This is a genomic window from Epibacterium sp. MM17-32, assembly GCF_022348205.1.
GTDB lineage: Bacteria > Pseudomonadota > Alphaproteobacteria > Rhodobacterales > Rhodobacteraceae > Epibacterium.
The window spans coordinates 1-15,026 of the sequence record NZ_JAKRFC010000016.1; the positions used below are offsets into that span (position 1 = coordinate 1).

Annotated in this window: 11 protein-coding genes; 2 read left to right on the plus strand and 9 right to left on the minus strand. The window is 63.5% G+C overall.

The window, feature by feature from the left end; genetic code table 11:
* Nucleotides 1-947: HPP family protein (locus MHM88_RS19405; RefSeq protein WP_239368347.1), on the minus strand; the 947-nt coding region annotated here is incomplete at its 3' end.
* Nucleotides 948-1,000: 53 nt separating this feature from the next.
* Entirely contained in the window at nt 1,001-1,759 is a 759-nt protein-coding gene (locus tag MHM88_RS19410; RefSeq protein ID WP_239368348.1) for a sulfite exporter TauE/SafE family protein, read from the minus strand.
* Nucleotides 1,760-1,839: 80 nt separating this feature from the next.
* Between MHM88_RS19410 and MHM88_RS19415 the strand changes: the two genes are divergently transcribed.
* Nucleotides 1,840-2,535 (plus strand): FadR/GntR family transcriptional regulator, encoded by a 696-nt coding sequence (locus MHM88_RS19415; protein WP_239368350.1) that lies wholly within the window; start codon nt 1,840-1,842, stop codon nt 2,533-2,535.
* A 46-nt stretch (nt 2,536-2,581) separates the two neighbouring features.
* Here MHM88_RS19415 and MHM88_RS19420 read toward each other — a convergent pair whose 3' ends face one another.
* The 7 genes from MHM88_RS19420 to MHM88_RS19450 form a co-directional block, all read right to left on the minus strand.
* A complete protein-coding gene (locus tag MHM88_RS19420) occupies nt 2,582-5,689 on the minus strand; it encodes a hypothetical protein (protein ID WP_239368352.1) in 3,108 nt (1,035 codons plus the stop codon).
* A 25-nt stretch (nt 5,690-5,714) separates the two neighbouring features.
* Nucleotides 5,715-8,159: a hypothetical protein gene (locus tag MHM88_RS19425; RefSeq protein ID WP_239368354.1), complete on the minus strand. Its 2,445-nt coding sequence runs from the start codon at nt 8,157-8,159 to the stop codon at nt 5,715-5,717.
* Between the two features lie 30 nt (nt 8,160-8,189).
* Nucleotides 8,190-9,692, minus strand: coding sequence for a hypothetical protein (locus MHM88_RS19430; protein WP_239368356.1), 1,503 nt, complete (start codon nt 9,690-9,692; stop codon nt 8,190-8,192).
* A gap of 302 nt (nt 9,693-9,994) precedes the next feature.
* On the minus strand, nt 9,995-11,314 hold the full coding sequence (locus MHM88_RS19435; RefSeq protein WP_239325325.1) for a TRAP transporter large permease subunit: 1,320 nt from the start codon (nt 11,312-11,314) through the stop codon (nt 9,995-9,997).
* Nucleotides 11,311-11,865 (minus strand): TRAP transporter small permease subunit, encoded by a 555-nt coding sequence (locus MHM88_RS19440; RefSeq protein ID WP_239368358.1) that lies wholly within the window; start codon nt 11,863-11,865, stop codon nt 11,311-11,313. Before MHM88_RS19440 ends, MHM88_RS19435 begins: the two co-directional genes overlap by 4 nt.
* Before the next feature lie 79 nt (nt 11,866-11,944).
* Nucleotides 11,945-12,955, minus strand: coding sequence for a TRAP transporter substrate-binding protein (locus tag MHM88_RS19445; protein ID WP_239368360.1), 1,011 nt, complete (start codon nt 12,953-12,955; stop codon nt 11,945-11,947).
* 39 nt (nt 12,956-12,994) lie between these two features.
* The gene (locus MHM88_RS19450) at nt 12,995-13,501 is read right to left on the minus strand and encodes a gluconokinase, GntK/IdnK-type (RefSeq protein WP_239368362.1); all 507 of its coding nucleotides are present in this window, start codon (nt 13,499-13,501) and stop codon (nt 12,995-12,997) included.
* A gap of 126 nt (nt 13,502-13,627) precedes the next feature.
* On the opposite strand from MHM88_RS19450, the gene MHM88_RS19455 reads away from it, so the two are divergent.
* On the plus strand, nt 13,628-14,656 hold the full coding sequence (locus MHM88_RS19455; protein WP_239368364.1) for a LacI family DNA-binding transcriptional regulator: 1,029 nt from the start codon (nt 13,628-13,630) through the stop codon (nt 14,654-14,656).
* Nucleotides 14,657-15,026: the final 370 nt, after the last annotated feature.

Sequence of the window (15,026 nt, forward strand, 5' to 3'; positions counted from 1 at the left end):
TTTCTCAGGGTGCGGTCCAGCATCCGACGGAGGGCGGACCAGTAACCGCGATCCAGCCGCAGCGCATCCGCCCGTGCCTGGGTGATGAGGTGCATCTGGAAGATCACACCTAGGAACTTTGTGTCCGAGTCGACGACCGGCAGCGAGGTGAACCGGTGCTGCCGGAACAGGTCGGCGACATCCGCGAGCGGCGTTTCCGGGGTGATCGTGATCAGGTCCTGCGACATGATCTCATTGGCCGTCAGCGGACCGGAGGCATGGCTGGCCGCCTGCAATTCCGCCGCCCCGATCAGCCGGGCGAGATCCTCCACCCCGAGGTTGAAGGACTGGCTGTAGCGTTCGAGAAGCGCCGTCAGCTCTGCCTGCGTCAGGCCGAGCCGTTCGGTCGGGGTGCGATCATCGGTCTGATGCGGGCCCGGGCTATCGAATTGTCGGAACGGATACCGCCGCCCCGTGAGGCGCGCATAGACCGCTGCGCAGATCACCAGCGCTAGTGTTCCCAGCGCGATCGGGGTGACCGCGAACCAGAAGCCAAGCTCTGAAATGGCCTCCGGGTTCATGGCTGCGGTCATGGCAACCGCGCCCGCAGGTGGGTGCACCGCACGACACAGCAGCGTGGCAAAGATCGCCAGACCCACGGCGACCGCGATCCGCATCGTGGGCTCCGCGATCAGCAGACAGACTGCAACACTGACCAGCGCCGCGACGGTGTTGCCGACGATGGCGGACCAGGGCTGCGCCAGCGGGCTGTTCGGGATCGCGAACAGCAACACCGAGGAAGCACCGAAGGGGGCAACCAGATAGAGCCCCAGCTCGAGGTCCACGCCGGGCGACAGCAGGAACATCCCGGTCAGCCCCAAGCCAAGCAACGCGCCGGTGCCGGCCCGGATGGCTTCGTGCAGGGGGACGCGGGACACTGCGGGTCCAAGGGATCTGAGGAGTTGCACGCATTGGGCCTTTATCGCTGTGTGCCCGAAAATTCATCACCTTGCAGGAATGGTCAACTCCGCGATTGCACAAAAAACACCAGGGTCATGATGATGCCCACGGCGATGATAAACAGGCGGAGCAGGGCGGTATTCCGGACCCGCCGGGCCAGCGCAGCGCCCAGAACGCCGCCGGCGGCGCAGGACGGCGCTAGGATCACGGCTGTGCTCCAGTCGATCAGCCCGGCGAGGGTATAGGTCGCGACCGAGACAAGCGACAGAATCACCGACATCAGGTTCTTCAGCCCGTTCATCTGGTGCAGGTCGGTCATGCCGATCACGCCAAAGGCGGCAAGCAGCATGATTCCGAGCCCGCCGTTGAAGTAGCCGCCATAGATCGAAACGGCAAAGACCACCGCATGACCGGCGGTTTCGGAGAGATGACGTCCGGATCTCATCTGGTGTCGCAGATAGGCCGGACCAAAGGCAAAGGCGAGGGTGGCGAGCAGCAGGAACCAGGGCACGATGCCGGAAAACAGCTCGCCAGGTGTCACCAGCAGCAACCCGGCGCCGATCAGCCCGCCGAGACTGGCAATCAGGACCATGCGCGCAAGGGCGGATGTCCCATTCCCGGTGCCGATGTCGTGGCGATAGGCCCAGGCGCTGCCGGCATATCCGGGCAGCGCAGACAGGGTCGCGGTGGCATTGGCCATGATCGGTGGCACGCCCGCCCAGACCAGTGCCGGAAAGGACAGAAAGGTGCCGCCCCCGGCGATGGCATTCAGAGCGCCTGCGGCAAGCCCCGTCAGGATCAGGGCAATGGTGGTCAGCATGGTGTTTCTCCTGTGGCTGACGCGGCTGTTGCATGGATGTGAAATGGTCTGCAAATTGGTCTGAAATGGGGGGAGGGCGCATGACAACCAGGCGGGTACAACAGGTCTTGGCCGATCTTCAGGCGGTGCTGGCGGCGCAGCGCATCCTGCCGGGGGATCGCCTGCCCTGTGAACGGGATCTGGCGCGCCGCCTCGGGTGCAGTCGCGAAACCCTGCGCAAGGCCCTCGCTGAGCTGGAGCAGGCGGGCGAAATCTGGCGCCATGTCGGGCAGGGGACATTCTACGGTCCGCGCCCGCGCGGGCATCCGATCCGGGAGCGGATTCTGGTGCAAGGGGCGTCGCCGCTCCAGTTGATGCAGGCGCGGTTGACCATCGAACCCTCTGTGGCGGCCGAGGCGGCCCTGTTGGCGTCGCGCGCTGATGTGGCCTATCTGACCGATCTGGTGCGCCGGGGCACCGGGGCGACAACCCGGACCGAATGCGAGGAGATTGATGCCGCATTTCATCGCGGCATCGCCGAGGTGACCGGCAACCCCATCCTGCTTGGCCTGCTGGATTATCTGGCGGGCGTGCGGCGGCACGCCGCCTGGCAGCGGGAATGGGAACGGACCTACCGCAGATTGGGCGTGACCGCCTTTACCGAGCGCCACAGCCAGCAACATCAGGCCATCGTGGACGCCATCACAAGACACGCTGCCACCGAGGCGGCAGAGGCCATGCGCGGCCACCTGATGACCATAGATGACGCCATGCGCGCGGCAGGCCTGCCAGCCTGAGACCCGACGCCGGGGTCAGATTCCCGCAGGATCCGATCGCGATGGCTCAGGTGGTTTCCAGCAGCTTTCGTTGAGGCGCGACCACTTCGGCGATGAGCTTTTGCAGCGCGCGATGCTTCAGCGAGGTCTTGGCGCCCAGGGTGTAAACATAATCGGCCATTTCCTGATGCAGGCCGCCGGTCTCCGCCTCGGGGCTATAGGCCTTGAGCGCCTTGCCCAGGGCGACAACCGCCTCCACCGCGGCCCGTTCGACCGTCTCGTCCGGCGGCGTGCCGGTGCGCGCCGCGGTTTCGACCGCCTGTTCAAACGCGGGCACGGCGGTCTCATAGGTGGCCAGCGTGCTTTTGATGCGTCCGGCATCGGGGCCGGTGACGGTCGGCTTGGCGACGCTGGTGGCCTTCATGTGGAAGCGGCAGAAGCTCTCATAGGTCAGTTCGATCTCGCCCGGGTGCCAGTCATTGGCGACCCCGACGGCGCGGACCACCACCGGGTCCTCGTCATAGAGCTGCTCCAGATAGGTCACCACCTTGTCGACATTGGTCTCGGGCTGGGCAAGCGTGCGTTCGTTGATGCCGCAGCGGCGCATGGCCTCCTTGGCGATGGCGTTGCCCTCGACCTTGGCCCCATAGGCCATGGCGTATTTCGACAGGGTCGGGTTCTTGCGCAGGGCCATGCGCGCGGCCTTGCGGTTCTGCGGCTGTTCCAGCGCTGTCTTGTATGCGGCCCAGGCCTGCGCGATGGCGACGTTCTTCTCAATCTCGACGCCGAGGTCGAGCAGCGCCTCGCCGGCGTCCGCACCAGAGGAGATCGCCAGCCCGATCGGGGCGGCGGGGGACAGTTTGGTGGCTTCGCCCGCGACTTTGACCGCCTTGATGCCCACCCTGATGTCGGCAATGATATTCTGTTTCGTTTCAAGCCCGTAGCGGTTCATCATTGCATCCAGCTGCACCGTTGCAGCGGCGCCTGCGTCCTCGACGTTTTCGATCCAGATCAGGAGCTGCTCGGCGTGTTTGACCGCTTCGGCGATGGCAAAGGCCAGTTCGGCGCAGGCCTGCACCAGCCCCATGCCGGGCACCAGGTCGGCAATCAGCCCGGGGCCCTTGGTGACGATCTTCTGGGCCAGCTGAAAGGTCATCTTGTCGCGCTGAACGATGGCGATCAGCGTCTCCATCGAGTCGAGTCGCTTCTGTTCGGCGGCGGCGATTTCCTCGGCGTCGGAGCTTGGCGGTGGGAAGCCGGTGACCAGCAGCTCCTCGAAGGCGGCGTCCTTCTCTTCCATGAAGGCGCGCAGTTTTTCCTCTTCGGAGCGGGCGGCGGCGGCTTCCTCAAGCGCCTTTTGTTCCTTCAGCTTGTTGATCGCCTCGATCGAGATCGGCGCGGTATCCGGCCCCTCGATATTGCCGTATTCCTCGGTGCTCTCCTGGGCAAGCTTGGTGGCTTCTTCCAGCTTGGAGCGGGCGGTTTCCAGATCCTCGCCCAGCGTCTCGCTGTTTTCGGCGGCGGCGATCGCTTTGATGGCATCCTTGACGCCGCTGGACCCGATGATGCCTGCGGCGGCGTCTTCCATCGCCTTCATCGCGGCCAGCGTGTCGGGCGGCGTCTTCGCCATGGCCTGCTTGACGGCGGTGGCCTGTGCGGCGGTTTCAAGGCCGGTCTTGATGTACTCGCCGATGGCGGCCACATCGCTGTTGCCGGTCCCGGCAAGCCCGGTGGCAATCCCGTCGCCAAAGGATTTGAACGCCGCTTCGACATTGCCTTCGGCCAGATGCTTGCCGGCGGCTGCACCGCGCGCCCCGGCGGTGATGGTGCCCGTGATCGCGGTCGCGACCTTGGCGTCGACACCGGCGGTGGTCAGGGATTGGCCCAGCATCTTGGTCAGCGTGTCGGTCACCGCAAAGGCGTCTTTCTTGGCGATGGCGTCCGGCAGTTCCTGCGCGCCGGTGCGCAGGATGCCGATCACGGCCTTCACCTCGGGAGAGCCGACGGCATTGCCGATTTCGGCGAGGATGAAATCCATCGCCTTGCCCGGTTTCGGCGGATCTTCTGCCAGGGCCTTGGCGGCGCCGGTGGCGGTGGCGAGCCGCGAGACATTCTCGCCGATCAGCTTGCCCACCTCGGTCAGCTGCTTGTCACCGGTGGCGGCAAAGCTGGAGGTGATCGCCTTGCCGAATTCGTTGAACGCCCCTTCGAGGTCGCCTTCGGCAATCAGTTTGCCCGCATTTGCGGATCGCGCGGCGCCATTGATGATGCTGGTTACGCAATCGGCCACGGTGGGATCCACGCCCGCACTCTTGAGGGTGGTGCCGAGGGCCTCGTTGAAGATGTCGACCGCCTTGATGGCGTCGCGTTCCTTGACCACCGTGGGCACGATCTTGCAGGTGGCGGTAAACACCACGTCGCACATCTCGATGACCTCGGCGGCCTCCTTGGTGTCGGTGAGCACCTTGGCGTTTTCGGTCACAGCCGCGACCGACCCGGCAAAGCCGGTGAGCTTGCCCGCCGCGTTGATCGTGGCCTTGCCGATGGTTTCGACCGGGGCGAATTTTTCCAGGAAAATATCGGCCTTGGACATGTTCTTGGAATGCTCCTGCAAACGCGCCTCGTAGAGGGCGGAGCTTTCCTGAAAGGTCTGGACCACTTCGGAGTGGCGGTCGTTGATCATGTTTTCCGGGATGATCCCCTGCCGCATCAGCGGCTGCCACAGGTCCCGCGCCATACGGTCATGGGCGTCCTTGATCGCCTGCGCTTCTTCGTAGGTCGGGAAATCCGGATCTGCCGGTTCCGGCACCTTGTAGTAGTCGAGCTGTTCCAGTTCCGCCTGCATGGCGAGGATCTTCTGGTATTGCTCTTGCAGCCGCCCCAGCTTGTCGCCGTCGATGGGTTTGGCGCCGGGCATGTCGGCGTAGGTGTCCACTTCGGCAAAGGGATCGTGCTTGGCAGTGTCCAGAAGCGGCATCGATTTGCCATTCTTCAATTCCACCTGAATGGCGGCAAAGGCGTCCTGCAGCTCTTGCAGGGCGTCGTCGGTCAGGGTTTCGGCGATCATCTGCGCGCCGGCCTGGCGCTGCTCGAAATCCGTATCCGCCTGCTGGGCCTGGGCGGCAACGCCGGTGACCTGGCCAACCCAGGTTGTCTGTTCGGGCGTCATGGGCATGGGGGGTCCTCCCTCGTCGGTCGGCTCAAACGCCGCGCAGGACTTCAAGTTCGATGTAATTCAGGATGGCGTTCATGGGCACGGCGATGCCGTTGACCTTGAACGGGTTCATGGCGGCGTGTTTGACCAGCGCGTTGCCCTTCATGTAGCCGCGATAGAGCCGCACCAGGCGCAGCGCATCCTCGCGGGCCTTTTTGCGCGCCTTTTCGTCGCCTGCGGTGTCCGGGTCGCCCAGCACCGAAGCAGCGGCATCAAAGGCGGTCGCGTCAAAGGCGGTTGCAACCTTCTCCATCGCCGTCAGGCCGGACTTGGCCTTGCTGGCCTTATCCCCGTCAAAGCCGCTGTCTTCGTCGACCGCGTCACCGGCGGTGCGCGCCAGGGTTGCCAGATCCTGGCTGAGCCGGTTGACGGCCGAGGCCCAGCTCTTGCCGATGCCGGCGAGCTTGTCGAAATTGTCGACCGGTTTGGGCGGGTTGCCCATGGCGCGTGTGATGCGGTGCTGAACGCGCGACCGGATTTCCTCGGCCGCCTCCAGATTGCCGCCCTTGGCCTGGCTGAGCGCAGACTCGTTCAGTTTTTCGATGGCCTCGTATTCTTCGCGGGTTTGTTCGGTGATTTGGTCGCTGGCCTTGAGCTTTTTCAGATTGCTTGCGGTCTGCTTGGTGCGGGCTTCGAAGTCCTTGATTTTGCGCTCTTTTTCCTCGCGCGCGTCGACGGCGGCCTGCTGATCGGTCAGCAGTTCGGCGACCACACCCATATCCGCGGGGTCCGGGGTGGTGCCGGCCTTCTCGGCGGCCCGCAGACGGGCGGTGGCGTTGAGCCAGGCATCGGCCTTGGTTTCGACGTCGGTCAGTTTGATCTCGGCATAGTTCTGAAGCGTCGGATCCTCGCCCACGATCATGCCATGGGCCTCGGTCAGGGTGTCGCGCAGAGCGCCCTCGTATTTGTCGCCGGTCACACCAAAGGCCTTGCGCAGCATGGTCGCAACCGCGCCGTGGTCTTCCTTGCCATAGTCAAAGATCGCCTTGGCCAGCGCGTTCACCTTTTTCTCCACTGCCTTGTATTTGACCAACGTGTCATCGCGCCAGACCCGCATGTCGTCGGTGGCGGTCTTGAAGGCCTCGACCTGTTTGGCCAGCGCATCAAATGCGGTGTGGGCGGTGTCGGGGGATTGCTCCTGCCAGCTCTCGTGCAGCTCGTTGAAGCGGGTTTTCAGCTCGTCATATCTGGTCGGCTGGATTTCCGAGGCAGGCAATTTGTCGGTGCCGCCGGGTTTGCCGATCACTTCGGAAATCTGGGCGATCAGGGTTGCGCTCTTCTGGTTGATGACCTCGGCGTGGCTCAGTTCGACGAGCAGCTTATCGGCCTTGTCCAACAGACCCGCAAGCGGCGCGAGCGCGCCGATGTTCTTGCCCTCGTTCAGCACCAGCTCCGCCATGGCGATAAGGTCCGCCAGTTGTTCCTTCTGCGCGGCGGGCACCTTGGTGCTGAGCCCGGCCAGCCCGCTTGTCAGCGTGTTGATCTTGGTCCGGTGTTTCTGGGCTTCGGTGTCGAAGGCCTGCGCCGCGTCGGTGCGGGCCTTTTCGGCCTGGGTCTTCCACTTGGTCAGGGTGGCCAGTTCCAGATCGTACCGACGGGATTTTTCGGCCTTGGTGCCGATGTCGCGCAGCGTCTTGGCAAAGGCATCCGCCTTGTCGACCTCCCAGTCGATGAGATCGTCGGCGATCGTCTGGCATTCCCGCAAGGTCTGGCGGAACTCCGGCGCCTTGCGCATGGCCTCGGCCAGGGTTTCGAGCGCAGCGGTGTCCTTGAGCGCGGCATCGACCTTTTCCATCAGGGTCTTGCGGGTGGCCAGGAACTCCTTCAGAGCCGTCTCCATGGCCTGCTTCGCGTCCTCAAGCGACAGGTTCTTGTCCTCGACGGCGTGGCGGATGGCATTATGCTTTTGCGAGGAGAGATCGGCGTGAGCCTGGGCAAAGGCGGTGTCCGGCACCTGGAGCACGTTTTCGGTATCAAGCTGCGCCAGACCCTCGACCTTGGTTTCCAACTCCTTGAGCCTGGGTTGATCCTCGCTGACGGCGCTCTGGATCTGGCGGTAGAAACCGTCGGCCAGTTCGGCTTTTTCGCCACCTTCCTTGCCCTTGCGGGCGTTTGTGATGCCCTGACGCAAGGCGCGGCGGGCGATATTCTGGAAATCGCCGGCACCGATCACAAAGGTTCCGTTGGCCTCGCTCATGCGTTTGGCGTTCAGATATTCATCGTGAAAGAAGGTGTGCTCGGGCGAGCCTTCGAGGCCGCGCAAGGCCGACAAGGCGGCCTGTTCGGCGCTCAGATAGGCCCGATAGCCTTCGATCAGGTCCTTGTTTTCCTTCAGGTTGCGCTTCTTGCCGAGTTTGGCGAGGCCCTTGCCGGTGGTGAAATACGATTTGATAAACGTCTGCTGCGGTTTGGAAAGATCATCCCAGGGCATGACGGAAACTCCTGTCGGTCAAAGACCTCGTTATTTGAGTGCGCTCTCGATTTCGGAGAGCGCCGACGCAGCGGAGGAAGCGATCGCCACATTGGCAAAGCCGTTGTCGGCGTCGATCACGCGAAAGAAGTCGCCAGAAAGTTCTGACTGATATTCCTTCAGCAATCCGCGGGCCTGCGCTTTCAGGGCCTCCCGGTCACTGCCGGGCGCGGCGTTCACCACCTCGTCCAGCTTGTCGGACAGGCGGTCGTCAAGCCGATCCAGATAGGCGTCCAACTCTCCGACGCTGTCGGCCACCGGCTGCAATTCGGGGTCGCCATTGCACACGGTTCGGATCGCGTCCTGAAGCTTCTTCAGCTCGCTGTGCATGGTGGTGAGGGTGCTTTGCCATTTCAGCCGTGAGATCGCGAAGGGCTTTACATCCTCTGGCACATCGGCGGCGTAATCGGACCCTTCGGACGCCATTGCGGCGGCCAGCAAGGGCTGCGCCCGGGTCAGCGCGGCGACGGCCTTGTCATAGATCCCGTCTGCGGCGTTGTTGTTGCCCCATTCCCAAAGCTTGAGGAAATCGCCCCGCGATTTTTCGTCCGGGAACCGGTTGTCGCGCAGGGCTGTCTGCACCTGCGGCTCCATTTCGGCAAAAAGCGTGCTGTAGCGCTCCTGTTCGGGGCTGGTGCCGGAGCTGTCCGAGGTGGATTGAGGCGCGACGGTGTCAAGCGCCTGTGCCAGTTTGGCCAGCCCGGCAGCGGTCTTGTCCAGATCCCCGGCTTTCAGGGTGCCGGCCAGGGTTTGCACCACTTTGGCAAGCTTGGACTTTTGCGGTTCTTCAAGCTGTTTGACGCGCCCGGCGAGCGATTTCAGCTGGGTTTCCAGCCCGGCGCGATCCGCGGTGCCCGTCTGGCCAACCGGATCGCCAGAGTCCGCTTGCGCGGCCTCGATGGCGGGCATCACCTTGTCGATGGCGGCATTGGCCTGCTCCAGCTTGCCGGCCTTGAAGGCAGCAACCACGGTTTCGACAGGTTTTGCAAGCTTGGCCTGTGCCGGATCGGGCAGTGCCTTGAACGCGGTCACCATGGCCTTGATGCGAGTGCCGACGGCACCGGCGTCGGGGCCATCGTCCTCTGCGGTGTCGTCTGCGTCCTCATCCGCGAATTCGTCATAGAATGCGTCCGGATCGGCGTTGTGTTCGGCCAGGGCGGCCTCCAGATCCTCCTCGCCAAGGACAACGGGCTGCAGGCTGATCTTCTGCGTCTTGAGGTATTTCTTCAGCTTCTTGCTGAGGGCGGGGATCGACAGCTCGCATTCGAGCTTCATCACCTTGCCTTCGGTCTCAAAGGTGCCAAAAGCGGCCTTGCCGCCGTCGCCTTCGGACTTCGCCTGTTTGCCCAGCATTTTGGCGGGCTTCTTCAGGTGAAGCAGCAGGTAACCGTCGGCATCATCCTTGCCGGGATTGAACGCAAAGCTCACGGGCTTCTTGCGGCTCTTTGAAATGATCTTCTTGATCTCGGGGCCGCTGAGCGGTTCTTCGGCCATGGACGCCTCCAGGCAAAGTAATAATGTTATCTGTTAAGTCGTCTTAATATTCCGTACACCTTTCGCGACGTGGGGTCAGTAACAATCTTATTTGCGGGTCGGGGGAATTGTTGCGGATCCGGCCCCGCTGCGACGGCCAGCCGGTGCGGGCACGGATGCACGGCGGGGCCAGTAAACGCAGGGGGATGACATCAAAAACGCGCACCCGGCCACGCTGTGCAGCTGTGGCCGGGAGGTCGTTCGGGCATCACGAAGACTGAGTTCGGCAATGCCGTATTTCGGTGTTTTCCCGCTTTTCAGCTCTATCTGCCGGTGATGCCGGGGAAGGCGATCAGCATGGCCAGCGCCAGGATCTGCAGCGCAATAAACGGCAGGAGCGACCGGAAGATTTCGCCAAGGCTTATGTCCGCCGGGGCCACCGATTTCAGGTAGAAGGCCGCTGGACCAAAGGGCGGCGATAAGAAGCTCACCTGCATGTTCATGCAGAAGACGACGCCGAACCAGACCGGATCAAAGCCGAGCTTGGTCACGATGGGCACAAAGATCGGCATGGTCAGCAGCGCGATCCCGACCCAGTCGAGGAACATGCCCAGCACGAAGAGAATGGCCATCATGAACAGGATCACCACATGGGGATTGTCCGAAATGCCGGTGATCAGCGCCGAGACAAAGTTGATCCCGCCCATGAAGTTGAACACCCCCACGAGGGCCGAGGCACCGATCCCGATCCAGACGATCATGCCAACGGTCTGAAGCGTCTGAAGGGCGGCGCCTTTCAACAGCTCCACGGAAAACTCGCCACGTACCAGCGTCGACAGGATGACGCCGGCCACCCCCACGGCAGAGGCTTCGGTGACGCTGGCGATGCCGCCGTAGATCGAGCCCAGCACCATCGCCACCACCAGAAGGGGCAGCACCAGCCCCTTGAGAAGACGCAGTTTCTCCGCCATCGGCACCTCGTCGCGTTCGACCACCGGCGCGACGTCGGGGTTCAGGTAGGCACGGATCAGCACATAGGCGACATAGAACCCGGCCAGCATCAGCCCGGGCAGGAAGGACGCGGTAAAGAGATCCCCGATCGACACATTTGCGGTCAGCCCGTAGATAATGAGCACGATGGAAGGCGGCACCATGGTGCCGAGCGCCCCACCTGCGCAAACCACGCCGATCGCCAGCTTGCGATCATATCCGAGCCGCAGCATCTGGGGCAGGGCGATCAGCCCCAGCAGGACGACTTCGCCGCCGATGATGCCGGACATGGCGGCCAGGATCACCGCCACGATAATGGTCTGGATCGCGACCCCGCCCCGCAGGCGCCCCCCGACCAGCCGCATGGCGTCGAACAGATCCCGCGCAATGCCGGAGCGGTCCAGGATGGCCGCCATCAGGACGAACATCGGCACCGAGACAAAGACAAAACTGGCCACAAAGGAATAGACCCGGCTGGTGATGAGCGGCACCACCATCGGCCCGGTCCACCCGAGCGCAAAGATCAGCGCCACCAGCAGCGTCACAAAGGCGAGCGGCATGCCGGTGACCAGAAGACCGAGCAGCATGACGAACATCAACAGGGTTGCGCTCTCGATGCCGAGGGCCTGAAAGGAGCCAAACAGTTCGGTCATTTCTTGTCCTTGAGGTAGTTCACCGCGAGCACCGCGAATTGCACCGCCATGACGGCGAGCACGAGAAACAGGAAGAGCTTCGACAGGCCCGGATAGACCGGGTCCCAGGCGCTGCCCGAGCGTTCCAGCCGGAAGCTGCCGTCGGGCATGAAGATCGCGCGCGCCACCATGGTCCAGGCCGCCCAGGCAAACATTGCCGCCGCCGCACCGCTGATGACAGAGATCGCCACGTTGAACCGTCGCCGCCAGCGCGGCGAAAGCGCGTCATAGATCAGCACCACGCGGATATGGCGGTCGCGGGCGGTGCAATAGAGGCCGCCGTAGACAAAGGCGATGCCGCACAGGAAGATCGTCGTCTCATGTGCCCAGATGGTGGGTGCGTTGAAGACATAGCGCAGGATCACCTCCTGGATGAGGATCAGCATGGCCAGCACGATTCCGGCGGCAAAGACCAGCCCGCCGCGGTCGATCCAGCGCCCCAGACGCCCGGCCTGCGGTATCGGACCCGGGCCCTCGGTATCCGGCGCTGTTGCATGTTCCTGTTCGGCCAAGGCCGGTCCTCCCGTCATGATCGGTGTTGCGTGATGGTAGAGGAGGGCGCGTCGGCCCCCCTCGCTGTTGGGGTCGGGCTCAGTTCAACAGGCCCGCGCCCTTCAGATAGGCGGTCAGCGTGTCATAGACTTTCTGCGCATTTTCGGAGCGGCTGGCGACCTGCTCCCATTCGCCGGTGGCGATGCTGCGGAACTTGGCGCGCTCGGCGGCGGGCCAGTCGTGGACTGTAACCTTACCAGAGGCCTTGGCGGCCTCGACCGCAGCCAGATCCGCCTCGCGCAGCGTGGCGACCTGAAGGTCGGCGAATTCCTCGACGGATTCGGTGATCGCGGTCTGAATCTCGGCGGGCATCGCGTCCCACTTGGCCTTGTTCATCGAAATCTCGACCAGCGGCATGGAGTGGAAGCCGGGATAGACCGGGTGTTTGGCCACATCATGCATGCCCTGCGCCTGATTGGTCGAGAACACGGTGTAATCCGCCGCCTCGATCACCTTCTTGTCGAGCGAAGTGAACACCTCGGAGCCCGGCAGGTTCACCGGTGCGGCCCCGGCCGCGGCAAAAACCTGCTGCACCAGACCCTCGGGCGCGCGCATCTTCAGCCCCTTGAGGTCTTCAACACCCTCCAGCGGTACGGCAGAGACAAAGGCCTCGAGCCCCGGAGTGGTCGCGCCGATGAAATGCAGGCCGTAGGGGGCCAGCAGCTCCTGCATCAGCTCATTGCCGCCGCCGGTCCGCATGAAGGTGAACATTTCCTCCGGCGCGCTCCAGGCGCCGACCGGGTTGGCGATCAGGCCAAAGGCCGGGTCCTTGCCGGAGAAATAAGAGGTGTCGGTGACATGACCGTCGAGGATACCCGCCGCGATCGCGTCCTGGGTTTCGTTATGGGCGACGATGCTTTCCACCGGCAACAGTTCGATGGCGACCTTGCCGCCGGTCTTTTCCTCGACCATCTCGGTCCAGCGGGTTTGCAGCTGGAAGTTCGGGTTGCCCGCCGGGTCCGACGACTGGAAGCGCAGGCTGTAGTCCTGCGCCAGGGCGCCGCCGGCAAGGGTGGTGGCAACGAGGGTTGCTTTGAACAGATGGTTCATGGGTCTCCTCCCTGAGAGTGTTCTGTGTGAGGTTTGGGTTTAGCGTCCGGTGCCGCCTCCTCGGCTCCGGACAAAGTCGAGCGCCCGCGCCACCACCTGCGGCAGTGACAACGCAACGTCGATTTCTGTGACATCAGGCCCCGACGGCGGCTCCAGCGCGTCAAGTTGGCTCTGGACGAGGCTGGGGGGCATGAAATGGCCCGGACGGGATGCAACCCGATGTTCGAGCAGATCCCGCGCGCCGGTCAGGTGGATGATGATCATCTCGCCCGCCTGTGCTGCCAGCAGGTCACGGTAGCGTTGCTTGAGAGCCGAACAGGCCAGAACCGCGGGCCGGGGCTGGTGCGCCAGCTCCGCGCCGATGACCTCCAGCCAGTCGCGCCGCATCTCATCGGTCAACGGCCGGCCAGCCTGCATATGCGCCACATTGTCGGGCGAATGGAAGCTGTCGGCCTCCACGTAGGGTGCGTCGAGCGCGGCGGCGATTGCCTCCGCGACGCTGGATTTCCCCACACCGCAAACGCCCATGACCAGAATATGTCGCACTGCGTGCCTGCCTCCTCGCAAATCGCCGTCTGATAGCGCCACCATTCAATGACAGCGCTGTCATGATGTTGACAGCGCTGTCATTCGTCAAGAAAGATATTTCCCAAAGGGAGACAAATTCCGCCAATGTCCGAAAAGAAAAGAATAACTTTGGATGACGTGGCCCGGCTGGCCGGCGTCAGTGCGATCACCGTGTCGCGGGCGCTGCGCCGCCCCGGCATGGTTTCCGAGGCCGTGCGCAAGCGGATCGATTCGGCGGTGGCGGAGCTCGGCTATGTGCCAAATCCCGCCGCGCGGCATCTGGCGACGGGGCGGTCGAACGTCATCGGCGTGTTGATCCCGTCGGTCACCAACAGCGTCTTTGCCGAAGTGCTGAAAGGGATCTACGCCGCCTCGGAGCCCTCGGATTATGACGTGCAGCTGGCCAACACCCGCTATTGCGCCCGGACAGAGGAAAACGCCCTGCGGCTGTTTGCCAGCCAGAAACCCGCCGGTCTTGTGGTCAGTGGCTTCGATCAGAGCACAGCGGCCCGTGCGCTGTTGGAAAGCCTCGACTGCCCGGTGGTGCAGATCATGGAGACGGGAGAAAACCCCGTCGATGCCTGCGTGGGGTTTTCGCATTTTCACGCGGCGCAGGCGGCGACTCGGCATCTCCTGGCGCAGGGCTACCGGCGGCCCGGGTTTCTGGGCGCGCGGATGGACCCGCGCACCCGGCGCCGGTTTGACGGGTTTCGCGCCGAAGCCACGGCAGCCGGAGTGTTTCACACCGATCGCGTGATGACGTCGCCCGAGGCGTCATCGGTCACCAAAGGTGCCGAGATGTTGCAGCAGCTGCTGGCGCAGGCCCCGGACGTGGATGCGATCTTCTGCAACAACGATGACCTCGCGCTTGGGGCCTTGTTCCAGGCACAGCGCGCCGGGCTGTCCGTCCCGGATCGGCTTGGGATTTGCGGATTCAATGATCTGGAAGTGATGTCGGCGGCGAATCCCGCTCTCAGCAGCGTTCGGACCCGTCGGTTCGACATGGGGCAGATGGCGCTGAAAATTGTGCTGGCAAAGCTGAATGGCACATGGTCCGGCCCTGCCGTGGTCGATCTGGGCTACGAGGTGATGATGCGGCAAAGCACAATGCCCATGCGCGCCGACATCGGCTGAGTTCGACCCTTCAAGCGGTGGAGGTCCGGTGCAGGCTGTTGATCCGCCTAACGCCTGTCGGTTTTCTGTATCTGGTTGGGCGGAGCGCGGATCGCCGAGAGCGCCATACCCGCCCTCGGCGGAGCAATCGCCCCGCGCGGGCCGCGCCCCGTGGCGCATGCGTTTATCCCCTGCAGCCCTTGCTGCGGCGCAGCGTTCGCTCCGGCCTCGCTATTTCGCGTGATCTGGCGCGCGCCGTCAGCAAACCGTGCAAATGCGGCATCTCATGCACAATTATTGTCGTTGACGTGAGAATAGTGCCTGTCCGCAGCATTGGTTATGCACGTTTAGCTTGTATTCTGGGGTGTGAAGTGCAACGTTCTGGATCAGC

Bases quoted from the DNA above. Each gene is read 5' to 3' on its own strand.
- MHM88_RS19410 (WP_239368348.1), bottom strand. From the start codon at position 1,759: ATGCTGACCACCATTGCCCTGATCCTGACGGGGCTTGCCGCAGGCGCT.
- MHM88_RS19415 (WP_239368350.1), top strand. From the start codon at position 1,840: ATGACAACCAGGCGGGTACAACAGGTCTTGGCCGATCTTCAGGCGGTG.
- MHM88_RS19420 (WP_239368352.1), bottom strand. From the start codon at position 5,689: ATGCCCATGACGCCCGAACAGACAACCTGGGTTGGCCAGGTCACCGGC.
- MHM88_RS19425 (WP_239368354.1), bottom strand. From the start codon at position 8,159: ATGCCCTGGGATGATCTTTCCAAACCGCAGCAGACGTTTATCAAATCG.
- MHM88_RS19430 (WP_239368356.1), bottom strand. From the start codon at position 9,692: ATGGCCGAAGAACCGCTCAGCGGCCCCGAGATCAAGAAGATCATTTCA.
- MHM88_RS19435 (WP_239325325.1), bottom strand. From the start codon at position 11,314: ATGACCGAACTGTTTGGCTCCTTTCAGGCCCTCGGCATCGAGAGCGCA.
- MHM88_RS19445 (WP_239368360.1), bottom strand. From the start codon at position 12,955: ATGAACCATCTGTTCAAAGCAACCCTCGTTGCCACCACCCTTGCCGGC.
- MHM88_RS19455 (WP_239368364.1), top strand. From the start codon at position 13,628: ATGTCCGAAAAGAAAAGAATAACTTTGGATGACGTGGCCCGGCTGGCC.